Genomic DNA, 16,214 nt, shown 5'->3' with positions numbered 1-16,214 from the left:
TCGCTTCGCCGGCTTGGCGCATGCGGTGTTTTTCACAGCATCACCCGTCGGGAAATGACCCATGATGGAACCTCAATCGCCTCCCTGCGATATTTTTCTGAGCTACCACTGGCGGGACCACGACGCGGTGGAACAGCTGGCCCGTGCCCTCGACGCTCGAGGGCTGCGCGTCTTTCTCGACCGATGGTATCTGGCCCCGGGCCTCCCGTGGCCTCGGGCCCTGGAGCAGGCCCTGGAGCGTTGCCGTGCTGTCGCCGTTTGCATCGGACCGGGAGACATCGGCCCGTGGCAGATGCGGGAGCATTTCCTCGCGCTGGTTCGCCAGGCGGAAGAGGAGCGCCGGGGGCTGGCATTTCCGGTCATTCCCGTGCTGCTGCCCGGCGCCGAGCTCCCCCTCTGCTTTCTCAAGCTCAACACGTGGGTAAGCCTGCGCACCGGCGTGGAAGACGCTCAGGCCGTCGAGGCCATCGCCCGCGCCGCCCGAGGGCTCCCTCCCGAAGCCGTGAGGGCCCGGCCCCTCGTCTGCCCCTACCGCGGGCTGCAGGCCTTCCGCGAGGAGGATGCCCCTTTCTTTTACGGCCGGGACGCTTTCAGCGACAGGCTTGTGGAGGAAATCCGGCGCAAATCCTTCATTGCGGTGGTCGGCGCTTCGGGGAGCGGCAAATCGTCCGTCGTGCGCGCCGGCCTCATCCCACGTCTGCGCGAAGCCAGAAGCGGAGAAGCTCCCGTCTGGGACATCCTCACGCTGACCCCGCACAAACAGCCTTTGGACAGCCTCGCCGACGCGATCCTGCGGGTCCTCGAACCGGAGGACATGAGCGAGGCGAAGCGACTGACTGAGCTCGACCTTCTCGTCCGGCAGTTCTCCACGCAACCCAGAGCACTCCAACGCGCTGCGCGGCGCTGCATGGAAAAGCAGCCCGGCACGGATCGCATGCTCCTCTTCGTGGACCAGTGGGAGGAGCTTTACACCGCCTGCAAAGACGAGTCGGCGCGCCGGGGGTTCATCGATCAACTCCTCGCCGCTTGTGCCGAGGCGCCCGTGACGGTGGTCATGACGCTGCGCGGGGATTTCTACGGCCGAACCCTCACCCACCGGGGGCTTGTGGACCGGCTCCAGGACTGCGTGGTGAACTTGGGCCCCATGACGCGCGAGGAGCTCCAACGCACCATCGAAAATCCTGCAGGGGAAGTCGGGCTCGAATTCGAGCCCGGACTGGTCCACCACATTCTCGACGAGGTGGGGGAAGAGCCCGGAAATCTGCCCCTCCTCGAATTCACGCTGAAGGAGCTGTGGGAGAAGCGACGCGGCGGCCTGCTCCACTTCGAAGCCTACAAAGACATGAAGGGCATCCAGGGGGCCATTGCCGTCCGGGCGGACAAGATCTTCCAGGACGACTTGACGGAAGAGCAAAGGGAAGCGGCGCGGCGCGTGCTGATGCGGCTGGTTCGACCGGGCGAAGGCGTTCCGGACACACGCAGGCGGGCTGCCCTGCCGGCGGAAGATGAGAACGCCATGGCGGTGGTTCACAAGCTGGCCGACGCCCGGCTGCTGGTCACCGGCCGCGACGAGGCGCGGACCGATGCCCGGACGGTGGAGATCGCCCACGAAGCCCTCATCCACCACTGGGGGCTCTTGCGGCAATGGATCGATGAAGACCGCGAATTCCTGCGCACGCGGGAGCGGGTAGAGGCGGCAGCGGTCCTGTGGGAGCAGGAAGGCATGGTTGAGGACCGCCTGCTTGCTCGGGGCCGTCCCCTGGCGGAAGCGGAAGACCTGCTGGCCGAGCGCCGAGCCGATCTCAGCCCCTCCCTCATCGCTTTCATTGAAGGTTCAACGGCTGCCGAAACGCGCCGCCAGGAAGCCTTGCAGGAGGCAGAGCGGGAAGCGCAGCGTCAGAAATTGAGGCGCAACCGCAACCTCGCTGTTGCCTTCGGTTTTGTCGCGTTGACCCTGGCCGGTCTTGGTCTGCTCGCGCTGGAGCGCTGGCGCACGGCAGATCGGGCAACGGAGGAAGCCCGGGCAAGCAAGGATGCGAAGGAGCAGGAACGTCAAAAAGCCCTGAGCTGGGCACTCTAGGCCCAGGCGTCGCTCCTGGTCGAGCGGGGTCCCAGTGAAGAGACCCTGCTGCGCGCCGGCACCCTGGCGGTCGAGTCCTGGAATCGTGAGCCCAATCCCGACGCCTATTCCGTGGCGATGAAGATGCTGGAATGGTTCCCCGTTCGCCGGATCGAGCCTGATCCTCAATCACTCACTTCGGCCAGGGTCCTTTTCAGCCCGAACGAGCGCTTCCTGGCGATCGATTTCCCTTTCTATATGCTACGAATTGTGGAAACGGAAACGGGCAGGGAGGTTCACTCGGTGAATCAAGGCACATTCACCCTTCACAATACTGCGTACAAGAGGGAAGGAGTGAGGTGTTTGGCCACGGTGAGCCCGGATGGCCGCTGGGTGGCATCCACAACCGCCGATGCCGACGGAAGGACGGACGGCATTACAGTCGTTGACATGAAGACCGGGACAGAAGCCTGCCGTGTTGAGCATCAGATGGAAACCGGAAAGACCGTGGCCCGCTTCGAGCACGGTGCTCCCCTCTTCCAGGCCAACTTCTCCCACGACGGCCAGTCGCTCCTGACTGTCAGCGCAGACAGGCTGAAGCTTTGGCATGCCGATCCGAAATGGCCCTTCGATCAGCTCTGCGAACGGTCGGGGCGCAATCTCAGCCGAGAGGAATGGCGCACGTTCATCGGGGAGAGCGAAGCATGGCGGCCCACCTGCCCCGACTGGCATACTCCGGAAGTCGCCGCTTCAGCCGGGGGCTTACCCCCAATCGGTCCATGAGCGGATGGAGAGCGGCAACCGTGAACAGTGGGGGCAGCTCTGAAGGTTACTTGCATGGAAGCACTATGAAAAGCTTTTCTGCAGCCAGTTCCTCAGAATATCGGGGTAGGCGGGATCACGGATGACAGTCCGCACGCGGCCGTCGGCTCTGCGCTGCATTTCCACCTGCCCGCAGGCCAGCCAGTTGATGCACTGGGCATAGATCTCATATTCGAGCTGCAGGCCGCGGGCTCGAAGAGCGTCCAAATCGTCGTCGCCCCAGACCGGGTAGACCCCCTGGGCGAGGATGGGGCCGGTGTCTTCCCCTTCGTCGGCAAAGTGGACCGTCACACCGCCCCACTTCACGCCGTAGGCGAAGGTCTCCTCGTAGCCGTGCTCACCTGGAAAGGCGGGGAGCAGGGCTGGATGGATGTTCACGACACGCAAGTCGTCTTCTTTGTTGTACCGGCTCAAAAAATAGGGGCTGAGGAGGCGCATGAACCCTGCCAGGCAAATAGTGTCAGGCTTATACATGTCCAGAATGCCCAGCAGCTCCGTCTCGGCAAGAACCAGGCCGGCCAGTCGGCGCAGCCGGCGGATTGGATCTCCGTCCTTCAGGATTTTTTGGCGGCTGTCCAGCTCATGGAGATCCACCGGCAGGCTGATGGCCCCGGGGTCGAGGTCTCGCACGCGCTCCAGGCAGGCCTTGTAATCGACGACATGATGTGGAACACCCGCTCGCTCGGCGCGGACCAATCCAAAAGCATCCTTCCGGTCGCTGACAACGACGACGACGTCCGCATGGAGGGTCCCGGCTGCGGACCGATCCAGGAGAGCCTGCAGGTTGGTGCCCCCTCCGGAGACCAGAACGGCGAGACGCAATTTTCGCGCTGGTGAAGGCATGAAGAGCCTCGACCTCTCACTGAAAATACGCAACGGCGTTGCGAAACAGGCGAATGCCATCGCCTTCTTCGGGAAGCTCCTTTCCTTCACGCCGGGCGGTCTCTTTGAGAGCAGTCCAATCGGGATGGTTGGTCCAGTGGTTGAATGCTTCGGGGTGGGGCATCAGGCCGGCAACACGTCCCGTGGGGTCGCATACCCCGGCGATGTCGGCCACGGACCCGTTGGGATTGTGAGGAAACTCACCTTGAGCGGGCGTCCCCCCCGGCAGCGCATAGCGCAGGATGACCTGCTGCTGCCTTTCCAGGCGCTGAAGGACCTCCGGCTCGGCAAAAAATTTCCCTTCACCGTGTCGCACAGGCAGCTCCAACGTATCGATTCCACGGGTGAACACACAGGGGGATCGGCCATTGGCCGCCAAGTGTACCCACTGATCCCGGAATCCACCGCAGTCATTGTTGATGAGAGCGACTTCACGCTTCATGGTTCGAGGCTCGAAGCCCGGGAGCAGGCCGAGGTTCACCAGCACCTGGAAGCCGTTGCAGATTCCCAGGACCAAGCCTCCCTTCTCCACAAACCGGAGGATATCGTCCTTCAAGCGGTGCTTCAGGCGCATGGCCATGATGACCCCTGCGCCATGATCATCTCCCCAGGAAAATCCGCCCCCTATGACGAAAATCTGAAAATCCTGGAGGCTCTGTTCACCTTCCACCAGGCTGTTGAGATGAACCCGTTCGGGGACCGCCCCTGCCACGGTGAAGGCATGGGCCGTTTCATAATCGCAATTCAAACCAAAACCCGTCAAAACGAGAGCTCTTACGGGGCTCATTGGGAGGCTCCTGATACTTCGGTGCTTGAGAATGGGCTGATTACAGGCACGCTCGCCGCTCGATACCGGTAAGGCAATTCATTCGGTCGCCGGATTGCCCTGCTTCCACGATCTCTTGAGAGAGGCCAGGGATTCCTCAACCAGGATATCCCCCTTCTGCCCGCGTATGACCAGGCGGGGATCCTGAGTCACCTCCCCCACCCGTGCACAGGGCAAGCCCTGGAAACGGGCTTCAAAAGCCTCGCGACAGGCGGGAGATACGGTCACCAGGAAACGGCCGCAGGTCTCACTGAAGAGGAGCTGGTCGTCTCGGAGTCGTCCCGCAGCGCACTCCTTTTGGGGCACATGTTGCAGGTCGAGGGTCATCCCGAAAGAGCTTGCAAAGGCGGCCATGGCGGCATGGACCGCCAGTCCCCCCCTGTAGATCCCATGGCAGGAGGCGAGGAGCCCCCCGGAAATGGCCCCTTCCAGGGCTTTATAAAGCTTCAACGATCCCCGGGGCTCGACAGTCGGAACGTTCAACCCCACCTCTCCCATGAGGTCGTAATACTCGGAGCCGCCCAGCTCGTTCCCGGTCGAGCCCAAAACATACACCAGGTCTCCCGCCACCTTGGGCTCCAGGGTCAGGCACCTGCTCACCTGGGGAACGACACCCGTCGCTGTGAACTGCATGGTGGGGAGCCCCGAAACCTTGTGAGTCTCCTCGAATGCTCCGGGAAGATGACCATCTACGTACATGCTGTCCTTGCCTGAAAGGAGCGGAATGCCGTATGCCAGGCACATGTCCCGCAGCGCCCAGTTGGCTCGCACCAGCAGAGCCGCCTTGTAGCGACCGTCGGGATTTTGCACTGCATCGTATTGAATGCTGGGCCAGCAGAAGTTGTCCACCCCGCCGATTTCATCCAGAAAGGCCCCCACGGCCAGCAGTCGGCGCACGGCCTCATCGATGGAGGCAGCCACCATGGGGTAAGCATCGATGAGGGAGTACGTGGGGTTGAGGGTCTGGGATACAGCCAGGCCCCTGGGACTGTCCAGCAGCGGCCGCAGCACCACCGCATCGTTGGGGACATCCCTTTCACGTCCCACTAGAAACTTTACGGCGCTGCCTCCCTGGACTTCGTGGTCGTACTGGCGCTGGATCCATTCGCGCGAAGACAGGTTCGGGCGCGCCAGGAGGGTGTGGAGCAGTTTTGCATGGTCGCGGGGCTCCGACAGCACCGGCTCCAGCAGGCCGCGGGCTTCGGGCGGGGTCCAGTGGGCGTCAAACTCCCACTGGGGAAACGCTTCGGAAAAGAAGCTGAGATCGAGCTGGGCACACGTCTTACCGCTGTAAGAAAGGTGGAGCTTTCCACTTCCCGTGTAATGGCCGATGACCGTGCTTTCGACTTCATGCCTCCGCGAGAGCTCCAGGAAGCGATCCAGGTGCTTCGGGTCCACGGCTACCGTCATGCGCTCCTGGGACTCGGAAATCCAAATTTCCCAGACATCGAGCCCTTCATATTTCAACGGCACCTCGTCGAGCTCCACCACGGCGCCGCCCGCAAACTGGGCGGATTCCCCGACGGACGAAGACAGGCCGCCGCCTCCATTGTCGGTGATGAACGTGACAAGCCCTTCATCCCGAGCTTCCAGGAGGAAATCGTGCATCTTTTTCTGGGTGTACGGATCGCCGATCTGCACATGCCCGGCGGGCGTGTTTTCGCTGTAGATTTCGCTGGAGGCGGTCACGCCGTGGATGCCGTCCTTGCCGACCCGCCCGCCGCTCATGATGATGCAGTCTCCCGGCCTGGGGCGCTTTTGATCCGACGGCTCTCCGAGGACCTCCCTGGGCATGATGCCTAAAGATGCCACAAACACCAGGCATTTCCCGAGGTAGGACGGATGAAAGAAAAGGTTGCCGAAAGGTGTGGGGACGCCGTGCTTGTTGCCGCCGTCACGCACCCCTTCAACGATGCCGTCCAGCAGCCGCCGGGGATGGAGGCGGGGGCGCAGGGGGCCGGCATAGTCCCGGGGCCCCACGCAGTAGCCGTAAAGGCCGGCCACAAGGCGGGCCCCCTTTCCCGTGCCCATGATGTCGCGATAGATCCCGACGATGCCCGTCAGCGAACCGCCGTAGGCTTCCATATTGGAGGGGCTGTTGTGGGTTTCCCCGGTGATGGCGTAATTGTGGTTCTCGTCGAAGCGGGCCACGCCGGCATTGTCCCACAGAACGGACACGACCCAGTCCTTCTGCTTCTGAATCGTCAGCGTGGGCGCCTCAATGCAGGTCTTGAAGAGGTTGTCGACAATCGTCTCTTCTCCCGTAGCCAGATCCCGGTAGTGGAATTTGCCCCGAAACGTATTGTGGTTGCAATGATCGCTCCGGGCCTGGGAAATGGCTTCCAGCTCGACATCCGTCGGGGCGGAAAGCCCTGCGCTCCTGCGGGCGTCCAGGACCTCCGGACGCCCGAAATAGCTTCGAATCACGGGAACATCCTGAGGATTCAGCGCGAGATTGCGCTCCTGGCTCAGGGCCATGAGAGCTTCATCCGAGGGAATGGGAATTTCGGCGACGGCCGGGGTGTGCGCCAGCCGCACCTTGGGAACGATGAGACCTATTCCCTGGGTTTCATCCCATTGGGATCGACTGTAGATGCGCCATTGCTGAATGATGTCGTTGGCCAGGAGCTCACGCGCCAGGATTTCCACCTGTCCCTGCTCCAGCTCCGCCCCGGAAAACAGGTAAATCTTGGAGGTGTATGCGGCTTCGTGGGCTCCTGGAGGACGTCCCAGGTAATCCGCAATGGCCTCAATGGCCACGCTGCCCGCCGTATCCCGCACGCCCGGGCGGAACCCCACCCATATGGCCCAGCTGAAATCCCTGCCCATGGGTTGAAAGCTGGAAACTTGAGTCACGGGATTGGTAAAAATCTCCCGGCGAACGGCTTCCAGTTCCGCCTGCGTGAGGTCTGTATCCAGGGTCAAAACGTGTATGACGCGCACCGCTCCGGGATCCCAGCCGAAATAGTCTCGGATCTTACGGCAGAGGCTCGCGCCTTCCGCATCGAAGAGGTGGCTCTTGAGCGTGATTTCGAGTCTTGCAACCATATGCTGCATCCATTGTCAGTCGAACAGGAACTTCACCGCGATCCCCATGAGAATGATGCCTCCCACGGTTTCCATTCGCCGTCCGAACTTTTCTGAGAGGCGGTTTCCAAGCTTCATGGCCATCCAGGTCATCAGGCAGGCCACGACTCCGATACAGAGTGCGGAAAAAAAGAGGCTTTGCCCCATGATTCCCAGCCCGATTCCCACCCCCAGGGCGTCAATGCTGGTGGCAACGGAGAGCATGACCAGGCTGAAGCCTTTCGTTGGGTCAATGCACGCCTCGGGTTCTTCGGCCTCGTGGGGCTTCAGGCTTTCGTATCCCATTTTGGCCCCGATGGAGAACAGGAGAGCGAAGGCCACCCACGGCGCCCACTGGCGCATCATTCCCACCATGTTTTGTCCGAGGTACCAGCCTGCGATGGGCATCAGAAACTGGAAAAGGCCGAAATGAAAGGAGAGACGAAAGATTTGCCTGGGACCACAAAACCGGGTTCCGACCCCCATCCCCACGGCGAAGGCATCGCACCCGAGGGCAACAGCCACCAGGAATGTTTCAAGCGCTTCCAAGTCTTCGTGAATCCCTTGTATGATTTGCCGCTAAGTGTAATAGCACTCGTACATGTTTCCCTGAGTTTCAAACCTGGCGGCGAGCTCCGACAGTATTCGCTCTGTATCCCGCTCGAGGTTCAGGAACTTCACCCCCATTCCCCGCGGTGACAGGTTGTCGGCGCTTCCATGGATATTGGTCCACACAACCTCCCCTTCGGCCTCAATGGCGTTCTTCAACCCGGTGAAGTGGAGGGAGAGTTTGAGCCGGGTTTTGAGGGGAGCCGGCTCAGCGCAGATGACCAGCAGGCCTGTCGCATTGAAATGGAGGGAAAATCCCTTGCGGACCTCTTCATCCATCGCATAGGCGACCCTGCACGGTGGGACCTTCCCCCCTGCCCTGGCTTTGGAAGTTGGATTCAGCTCCGTCATGGTCTCCCGCCAGGATTTATCTCAAAGTCGCATGAAAAACGTCGAGTACCTTCCGCACCAGGCCGCTGTGGATGTCGTTGATCTCCTCATCTGTCAGGCTCCTCTCGGGAGAACGATACACCAGGCGGTACCCTACACTCTTCTTTCCCTTGCCCCACTGGGGGTTTCGATAAATGTCGAATACTTCCACCTGCTCCAGAAGCGCCTCCTTCTGTCCCCAGATGTAGTCGAGGGGCTCCTGGACGGACAGGTTCTCGTCCACGATGAGGGCCATATCCCGGGCTACGGGTGGATACTTGGGCAGACTGCGGAACATGGGGTGGGATTGCTTGAGATTGAAAACCTTGTCGAAATCCACCTCAAACACGATGATATCTTTCTTGAGATCGAAGGCTTCCTGCACCTCGGCACGGAGCTTGCCCAACGTTCCAACCCATTCTCCGCCGCAAAAAATCGAGGCCGCCTGGCCGGCATCCAGGTAGGGAGGCAGGGCTTCATCCGCAAAGCGCACCCCTTCGAGATAGAAGAGATCGAGAACGCTTTCCACGATTCCCTTGGCGTCTGCGAAATCCACTTCCTCTTCACCGCCGTAAAGGAGGTGCGGCTCGCGCTTGCCCGTGAGGATCCCCGCCAACTGGTGCGGCTCCGCCGGGAGGGCTTCCCCTGCCCGGGGCAGAAAAACTTTGCTCAGCTCGAAAATCCTGAGATCATCGTTGCGATGCCCGAAATTATGGCGCGCCGTCTGGAGGAGCCCCGGTATGAGGGAGGTTCGCATGACTCCCTGATCCTCGCTGAGGGGATTTTTCACCACCACCGGATGGAGGCGGGCATCGTCGGAGTCCAACATCAGCCGCCGCAGGGATTCCTGGCCGATGAAGGAATAGTTGATGACTTCGAAAAATCCGGCTCCCGCCAGAAGATTCCTTGCTTCCTGGCGCATGCGAAAATGGGGATCCAGCGGTTCGGCGCGGAGCTCGACATGAGGATGCGTCACGGGGATCTGGTCGTAGCCCACCAGACGGGCCACTTCTTCCGTCAAATCCACTTCCCGGGAGATATCGGGACGAAAGGAGGGTGGAATCACCTCCAGCCGGTTGCCGTCCAACTCCCGTACGTCCATCTCGATGCTTTTCAGGACCTCGGCCATGCGGGATGCCTCCAGGCGGGTTCCCAGGAAGCGGTTGGTCCGATCGACCCTCAGGGAAAGGACGGGCCATTCGATAGGCTGGGGATAGACATCGATCCTTCCCGCAGCCATGACGCCTCCCCCGACTTCAGCCATCAGGGCAGCCGCACGATCCACTGCCCGCAGGACGCCCTCGGGATCGACACCCCGCTCGAAGCGGTAGCTCGATTCCGAGCGCAGCCCAATCTTCTTCCCTGTCCGTCGAATGCAGACGGGTTCAAAATAGGCGCTCTCGATGAGGACCCGGGAGGTTCCCGAGGTGATTTCCGAATCCAGCCCGCCCATGATGCCCGCGATGGCTACCGGACCTGCCCCATCGCAAATGAGCAGTGTGTCGTCGAAGAGGGTACGCTCCACCCCGTCCAGGGTCGTGAAACGCTCGCCTCCCCGAGCACGTCGCACCACGATGCGGTGCTCACGCAGGGAATCGAAGTCGAACGCATGGAGGGGCTGCCCCATTTCCATGAGGATGAAATTGGTGACATCGACGATGTTGTTGATGGACCGCAAGCCGACGGCCTCCAGGCTTTCCCGGAGCCAGCGTGGGGACGGGCCGATGGTGATGCCTTCCACGAGGCGCGCGGCATACCGGGGACACCCCACGGGGTCATCGATGACAACGGAGGCCCGGCCGTCGATGGCAGAGCCCTTCTCTTCCAAAACAACAGAAGGATACCGCAGGGGGGCTCCACAGATGGCCGCCACTTCCCGTGCAATGCCGAGGATGGACAGGCAGTCCCCGCGATTGGGAGTGATACTGACCTCGATGATGGTGTCCTCGATGTCCAGGGCTCGAGACAGGGGGATTCCCAGGCTGATGGTCTCCGGGAGGAGCCAGATACCGCTCGCATCCTCTCCCAGCCCAAGCTCCTTCTGGGAACAGAGCATCCCCTGGGACACTTCGCCGCGGAGGCGGGCTTCCCGGAGCACCATTCCATTGGGCATTTCGGTGCCGGGAAGAGCGAGGGGAGCGACAACGCCAGCCCGTACATTGGGCGCGCCGCATACCACCTTGTATTCCCTTTCACCGTCTGATACCCGGCAAAGATGGAGACGATCGGCGCGCGGGTGGGGGTCCACAGACCGGACACGCACCGGGATCACCCCCTGCAGATGAGGATTGAGTGCGCTGACGCCTTCCACTTCCAACCCCACCATGGTCAGGCGATGGACCAGATCTTCGACGGTCAGGGTTACATCCACATAATTGCGAAGCCACTTTAAACTGACGATCATCCTGGTATCCCTCTTCTCCTTTTCCGTCGCGGGGGAAGCTCACGGAAAAGCAGAAAGCATTGGCAACAATGGTTCATTCCCTCACGCGTCGGTCGGGGCAAGCCTCCTGCCCATACAGGGGACCGGACCGATCGAAGTCGACGCTCCCGGCGCAGGTTCGGATTCAACCGAAACAGAGGGCGGGAAAACAAGCACACACCGGAAGCCACGAACGAAAATGGCCGATGGAATTCGAAACGCCCCAAAAAAACAAGAAAAGTTCCTCTCACCCACCGATTGGCTTCGGAAGACGATCAGGAACCTGTGAGTAAACGTCGGGGCCTGGGGTCGATCAAAATTGTTTCAGAAATCGCAGATCGTTTTCATAGAAAAGGCGCAGATCGTCGATCCCGAACTTCAGCATGGCAATCCGCTCGATTCCCATACCGAAGGCAAATCCCGTGACTTTTTCCGGATCGTACCCCACCATTTTGAAGACTTCCGGGTCCACCATCCCCGATCCGAGAATTTCCAGCCATCCCGTGTGAGAACAGACGCGGCATCCCTTTCCACCGCACATGACGCACTGGATGTCCACTTCCGCGCTGGGCTCCGTGAAGGGGAAAAAGCTGGGCCGGAACCTCAATCCCACACCGGAGCCGAACATCTGGTGCACGAAGGTGGTGAGGATGCCCTTGAGATCGCCAAAGGAGATATCGTCGCCCACCAGAAGGCCTTCCACCTGGTGAAACATGGGAGTGTGCGTCACGTCGGAATCGCAGCGATAGGTCCTCCCGGGGGCAATGATGCGAATGGGAGGCTTTCGTTTTTCCATGACCCGGACCTGAAGCGGCGAAGTGTGCGTCCTCAAAACGACGTCTTCAGAAATATAAAAGGTGTCCTGCATGTCCCGGGCGGGGTGGTCTTTGGGAATGTTCAGAGCCTCGAAGTTGTAGTAGTCCAATTCCACCTCGGGGCCTTCCACCGCGTCGAAGCCCAGCCAGTTGAAGATCCTGGAAACCTCCTGGGCCGTCTGGGTGATGGGATGGAGACGTCCTCGGAGGGGCTTTCTCCCCGGAACCGTGACATCGAATCGCTCCCGTCGCTGGGAAGCCGATTCCTTCAACCGGTTCTGAGCCTGTTCCAGAAGATTTTCCAGGGACACCTTGGCTTCGTTCAGCACTTTGCCGACTGCCGGACGATCCGCTTCGGAAACCTTGCCCAGCTGCTTGAACAACTGGGCCACTTCCCCTTTTCGCCCCAGGTAGCGCACCCGCAGCTGCTCCAGGGCTTTCAAGTCGTCTCCGAGGGCGGCAACCTCTCCAGTCGCCGCTTCCAGGAGTTTTCGAACAGCTTCTTCCATGTTTATGCGGCTTCTTTTGCGAGTTGAGCCAGTTGGGCGAAAGCTTCAGGATCCGCCATGGCGATGTGGGCAAGAGCCTTCCGATCCAGGGAAACATTGGCCTTGGTCAAACCGTTCATGAACTTGGAATAGCTGAGGCCGTGCTGCCTGGCAGCAGCATTGATGCGCATGATCCAAAGGCTTCTGAAGGAACGCTTGCGGGCCTTCCGATCCCGGTAGGCAAACTTGAGGGCGCGATCGACCGTTTCGGATGCAGAGCGCAAAAGCGTTCCGCGCCCCCCCCTGTAGCCCTTCGCCATGTCCAAGATGGTCTTGCGACGCTGACGGGATTTAACGGCTTTTTTTACTCTGGGCATGGATAAAAACTCCTCACTATAAGACTTTCAGCAGAGTCTATTTTCTAAAGATAAGGCATCATGCGGCTCAGGGCGCGCACATTGGTGGAATCGCATATCGTGGTCTGGCGGAGACGACGCATCCGCTTGGGTGTCTTTTTGGTGAGAATGTGGCTCTTGTTGGCTCGCGCGCGCATGAATTTGCCGCTCCCGGTCTTCTTGAAGCGCTTGGCCGCTGCGCGATTGGTTTTGATCTTGGGCATTCCATCCTCCATGGTCCGTTGTCACTACGCATTCCCCCGCTTCAAGCGAGGGCGGATTCCTGTCTCTTCGCCTCCAGCCTCGCACCGGACGCTGAAAGGGCGTAATTTATTGGCCTTCCCTACGAGTGTCAAGCTCTATTTTCAGGCGGGGGGACTTACGCCTTGGGGGCCAGGATCATGACCATATTGCGGCCTTCCATCTTGGGCGCCTGCTCCACGACCGCATCTTCCTTGAGCTCTTCTATGACATGCTCCAGGATTTTCGTTCCATGTTCCGTGTAAGCAATCTCCCGTCCACGAAAAACGATGGCTACCTTGGCCTTGTCTTTCTGTCCCAGAAAGCGTTTGATGTGGCGGATCTTGACTTCCAGGTCGTGGGAATCCGTCTTGGGACGAATCTTGACCTCTTTGACCTGAATGACCGTCTGCTTCTTCTTGGCCTCTTGGGTCCGCTTGCTCAGTTGATACTTGAACTTGCCGTAGTCCATGATCTTACAAACAGGGGGATCCGCATTCGGGGCCACTTCCACCAGATCAAGCTCTTCCTGAAGGGCCAGCTCCAAAGCCCTCTTTATGGGCAGAACTCCCAACTGTTGTCCATCCTGACCGATGACACGGACTTCCGGAGATCGAATTCTTTCGTTGACATTGGCTTGCTTCTCCAGGACAACATCCTCCTTTCTGAATGATGGTCACTATGGCATTGGAGCTAAATAATGTTCAAGCCCACCCGCCCCTTGGTGCTCTCTCGACATTCCTTTTCCAACAATACGGCAAAATCCTGAGCGGACATGAGCTCCATTTGAACCCCATCGCGGCGGCGGGGACAGATTCCCTCTGCGGCAACCTCGCGATCCCCTATCACCAGCATGTAGGGCACCTTCTGGAGCTGGGCCTCCCGAATCTTGTAACCCAGCTTTTCGTTACGATCGTCCAGATCCACACGCACCCCGAGATCCCTCAGTGCGTCGCAAACCTTCCCGGCGAACTCCACCTGAGCGTCCGTCACCGTCACTGCCACGGCCTGAACGGGGGCAAGCCATACAGGAAAGGCCCCGGCGTAATGCTCGATGAGAACGCCCAGGAACCGTTCAATGGCTCCCAGGATAACACGGTGCAGCATGACGGGACGATGACGGTTTCCATCGACACCGATGTAGCTCAGATCAAACCGTTCCGGAAGGGTGAAATCACACTGGATCGTAGCACACTGCCAGCGACGATCCAACGCATCTTTCAATTTCACATCGATCTTCGGACCGTAAAATGCCCCTTCCCCCTGGCAGATCTCGTAGGGAATGCCCTTGCCTTCGAGGGCGCCGATGAGGGCATCGGTCGCACGATCCCAGTCCTCATCCGTACCGATGGACTTCTGGGGCCGGGTGCTGATCTCCATTTCATACTCGAACCCGAAAATTCCCATGACTTCGATGACAAAGTCGATGATATTCTGAATTTCCCGGTTGAGCTGTTCCGGCATGCAAAGAATGTGCGCATCGTCTTGAGTGAATTGCCTGACCCGAAGAAGGCCGTGCAGAACACCCGATTTTTCGTGTCGGTGGACGGTCCCCAGTTCGAAATAGCGCAGAGGAAGGTCCCGGTAGCTCCGAATCTTGGAGCGGTAGATGAGCATATGCGACAGGCAGTTCATGGGCTTGACACCATAGGACTGCTCATCGATCTCCGTAAAATACATGTTTTCGCGATAGTTGTCGAAGTGACCGGAGCGCTTCCAGAGATCCGTCTTGAGCAGAGTCGGCCCCACCACCAGGTGGTACCCTCGCCGCAGGTGCTCCTTCTTTTCGAAGGTTTCCAGAATATGGCGGATGAGGGCTCCCTTGGGGTGATAGATGACCATTCCCGCACCGATTTCGTCGCTGAAACTGAAGAGATCCAGTTCCTTTCCCAGGCGCCTGTGGTCCCGTTTCTGAGCCTCCGCCAGGAAATTCAAGTATTTTTTCAACCCGTCGCGATCGGGAAACGCCGTGCCGTAAATCCGCTGCAGCATGGCATTGTGCTCGTCTCCCCGCCAGTAGGCACCGGCGACGCTGATGAGCTTGAAGGCTTTGACAAACCCCGTATCCGGAATGTGGGGTCCGCGGCACAGGTCCACGAAATCCCCCTGCTGATAAAATGAGACGGTGGGATCTTCGAAGCTCTCCAGCAGTTCGACCTTGTACTGCTCGCCCTGCTCCTGGAAAAACCGGATCGCTTCTTCCCGGGCCATTTCCCGCCGCTGCACAGCCTGCCTTGCAGCAATGATCTCCTTCATTTTCGCTTCGATGCGCTCCAGATCTTCCTGGGTGAAAGGGCGATCCACGTCGAAATCGTAGTAGAATCCATTTTCAATGGCCGGACCGATGGCCACTTTCGCTTCCGGGAAAAGCATTTTCACAGCCTGGGCCATGATGTGGGCCGTACTGTGCCGTAAAATCTCCAATCCCTCTCCCGAGTCCGACGAAATCCCCTCCACTACCGCATCGGTCTCCACGCGCCGAACGAGATCCACCATTTGCCCGTCAATACGAGCAGCCACAAAGTTCGCTTTAGACTTCTGCCCGGCCTTCAGGATTTCCTGAACGGAAATCCCCCTGGGAAATGCCTGCTGCCTTCCATCTGAAAATGTCACCTGGATTTCTTGAGAATTCATCTTCACTTCCTGGGAGTGATGTGCATCAAACGCGGCCACCGAACGCCGAGCCTCGACCTTCAGAGTCGCTATATAGAACTAATATACACGATCATTCAACAAAAAAGGCACCGTGCCTCACAGAGAGGGAAGGTGCCCATCGTTCATACCCTAAAAGACTTTTATCTCTGTCTCGAAAAGTCTTGTGTCAGCTTTATCCCGGGCTTCGGCCAGCCTGTAAAACGCCTTTGAGAAGCTCCTCAATGATCTTCCTTTTCATGTCACCCTTTCCTAAGATTACCAGGAAAGGAATGGTAGGCACGGGCGGTATCGAACCGCCGACCTCTACCGTGTCAAGGTAGCGCTCTCCCACTGAGCTACGCGCCTAAAATTTACTCGTCTCTATAGCGGTCTCCCCGTTCCATGTCAAGAAAAATAGCACCCGGCGAGCAAATCTCATGAGAGCAGTCTCACAAATTCATTCCCAGTGAGACAGTTGATTTCCGATTTGATAGCTCCCTGCTTTTTTGTAGGAGCGGCATCCTGCCGCGACAGTGAGGCGATCGCGGCAGGATGCCGCTCCTACAAAAATAAAGCTTGCAATCCTC

At 59.4% G+C, this 16,214-nt stretch carries 13 protein-coding genes and 1 tRNA gene; 2 read left to right on the top strand and 12 right to left on the bottom strand.

The window, feature by feature from the left end:
• Nucleotides 1-61: 61 nt before the first annotated feature.
• Both MWC30_RS14365 and MWC30_RS14360 read left to right on the top strand, forming a co-directional pair.
• Nucleotides 62-2,080 (top strand): toll/interleukin-1 receptor domain-containing protein, encoded by a 2,019-nt coding sequence (locus tag MWC30_RS14365; RefSeq protein ID WP_244084887.1) that lies wholly within the window; start codon nt 62-64, stop codon nt 2,078-2,080.
• Nucleotides 2,081-2,197: 117 nt separating this feature from the next.
• Nucleotides 2,198-2,842 carry a WD40 repeat domain-containing protein gene (locus MWC30_RS14360; protein ID WP_368860863.1) on the top strand — a complete coding sequence of 215 codons (645 nt, stop codon included), beginning with the start codon at nt 2,198-2,200 and terminating at the stop codon, nt 2,840-2,842.
• A gap of 63 nt (nt 2,843-2,905) precedes the next feature.
• On the opposite strand, the gene purN is transcribed toward MWC30_RS14360, so the two are convergent.
• The 12 genes from purN to MWC30_RS14300 all read right to left on the bottom strand — a co-directional run bounded on the left by purN (nt 2,906) and on the right by MWC30_RS14300 (nt 15,993).
• Nucleotides 2,906-3,724 (bottom strand): phosphoribosylglycinamide formyltransferase, encoded by an 819-nt coding sequence (purN, locus tag MWC30_RS14355; RefSeq protein WP_244084885.1) that lies wholly within the window; start codon nt 3,722-3,724, stop codon nt 2,906-2,908.
• Between the two features lie 16 nt (nt 3,725-3,740).
• The gene (locus MWC30_RS14350) at nt 3,741-4,550 is read right to left on the bottom strand and encodes a phosphoribosylformylglycinamidine synthase subunit PurQ (protein ID WP_244084884.1); all 810 of its coding nucleotides are present in this window, start codon (nt 4,548-4,550) and stop codon (nt 3,741-3,743) included.
• A gap of 78 nt (nt 4,551-4,628) precedes the next feature.
• On the bottom strand, nt 4,629-7,637 hold the full coding sequence (locus tag MWC30_RS14345; RefSeq protein ID WP_244084883.1) for an AIR synthase-related protein: 3,009 nt from the start codon (nt 7,635-7,637) through the stop codon (nt 4,629-4,631).
• A 15-nt stretch (nt 7,638-7,652) separates the two neighbouring features.
• Nucleotides 7,653-8,204, bottom strand: a complete 552-nt coding sequence (locus MWC30_RS14340; protein WP_244084882.1) for a manganese efflux pump MntP family protein — start codon at nt 8,202-8,204, stop codon at nt 7,653-7,655.
• 30 nt (nt 8,205-8,234) lie between these two features.
• Nucleotides 8,235-8,615 (bottom strand): PilZ domain-containing protein, encoded by a 381-nt coding sequence (locus MWC30_RS14335; RefSeq protein WP_244084881.1) that lies wholly within the window; start codon nt 8,613-8,615, stop codon nt 8,235-8,237.
• 16 nt (nt 8,616-8,631) lie between these two features.
• Entirely contained in the window at nt 8,632-11,037 is a 2,406-nt protein-coding gene (gene pheT, locus MWC30_RS14330; RefSeq protein WP_244084880.1) for a phenylalanine--tRNA ligase subunit beta, read from the bottom strand.
• Nucleotides 11,038-11,368: 331 nt separating this feature from the next.
• Nucleotides 11,369-12,379 (bottom strand): phenylalanine--tRNA ligase subunit alpha, encoded by a 1,011-nt coding sequence (pheS, locus tag MWC30_RS14325; RefSeq protein WP_244084879.1) that lies wholly within the window; start codon nt 12,377-12,379, stop codon nt 11,369-11,371.
• 2 nt (nt 12,380-12,381) lie between these two features.
• On the bottom strand, nt 12,382-12,735 hold the full coding sequence (rplT, locus tag MWC30_RS14320; RefSeq protein WP_244084878.1) for a 50S ribosomal protein L20: 354 nt from the start codon (nt 12,733-12,735) through the stop codon (nt 12,382-12,384).
• A gap of 44 nt (nt 12,736-12,779) precedes the next feature.
• Nucleotides 12,780-12,977, bottom strand: a complete 198-nt coding sequence (gene rpmI / locus MWC30_RS14315) for a 50S ribosomal protein L35 (RefSeq protein ID WP_244084877.1) — start codon at nt 12,975-12,977, stop codon at nt 12,780-12,782.
• A 155-nt stretch (nt 12,978-13,132) separates the two neighbouring features.
• Complete coding sequence (gene infC, locus MWC30_RS14310) at nt 13,133-13,642, bottom strand: translation initiation factor IF-3 (protein ID WP_256461262.1); 510 nt, start codon at nt 13,640-13,642, stop codon at nt 13,133-13,135.
• Between the two features lie 44 nt (nt 13,643-13,686).
• Nucleotides 13,687-15,627: a threonine--tRNA ligase gene (gene thrS / locus MWC30_RS14305; protein ID WP_244084876.1), complete on the bottom strand. Its 1,941-nt coding sequence runs from the start codon at nt 15,625-15,627 to the stop codon at nt 13,687-13,689.
• Nucleotides 15,628-15,918: 291 nt separating this feature from the next.
• Nucleotides 15,919-15,993: transfer RNA gene (locus MWC30_RS14300), tRNA-Val, on the bottom strand.
• Nucleotides 15,994-16,214: the final 221 nt, after the last annotated feature.

The organism is Desulforhabdus sp. TSK (assembly GCF_022836495.1).
Classification (GTDB): Bacteria; Desulfobacterota; Syntrophobacteria; order Syntrophobacterales; family Syntrophobacteraceae; genus Desulforhabdus.
The sequence above is the reverse complement of the archived record's forward strand: the minus strand, read 5'-3'. Positions and strand labels throughout refer to the sequence as shown.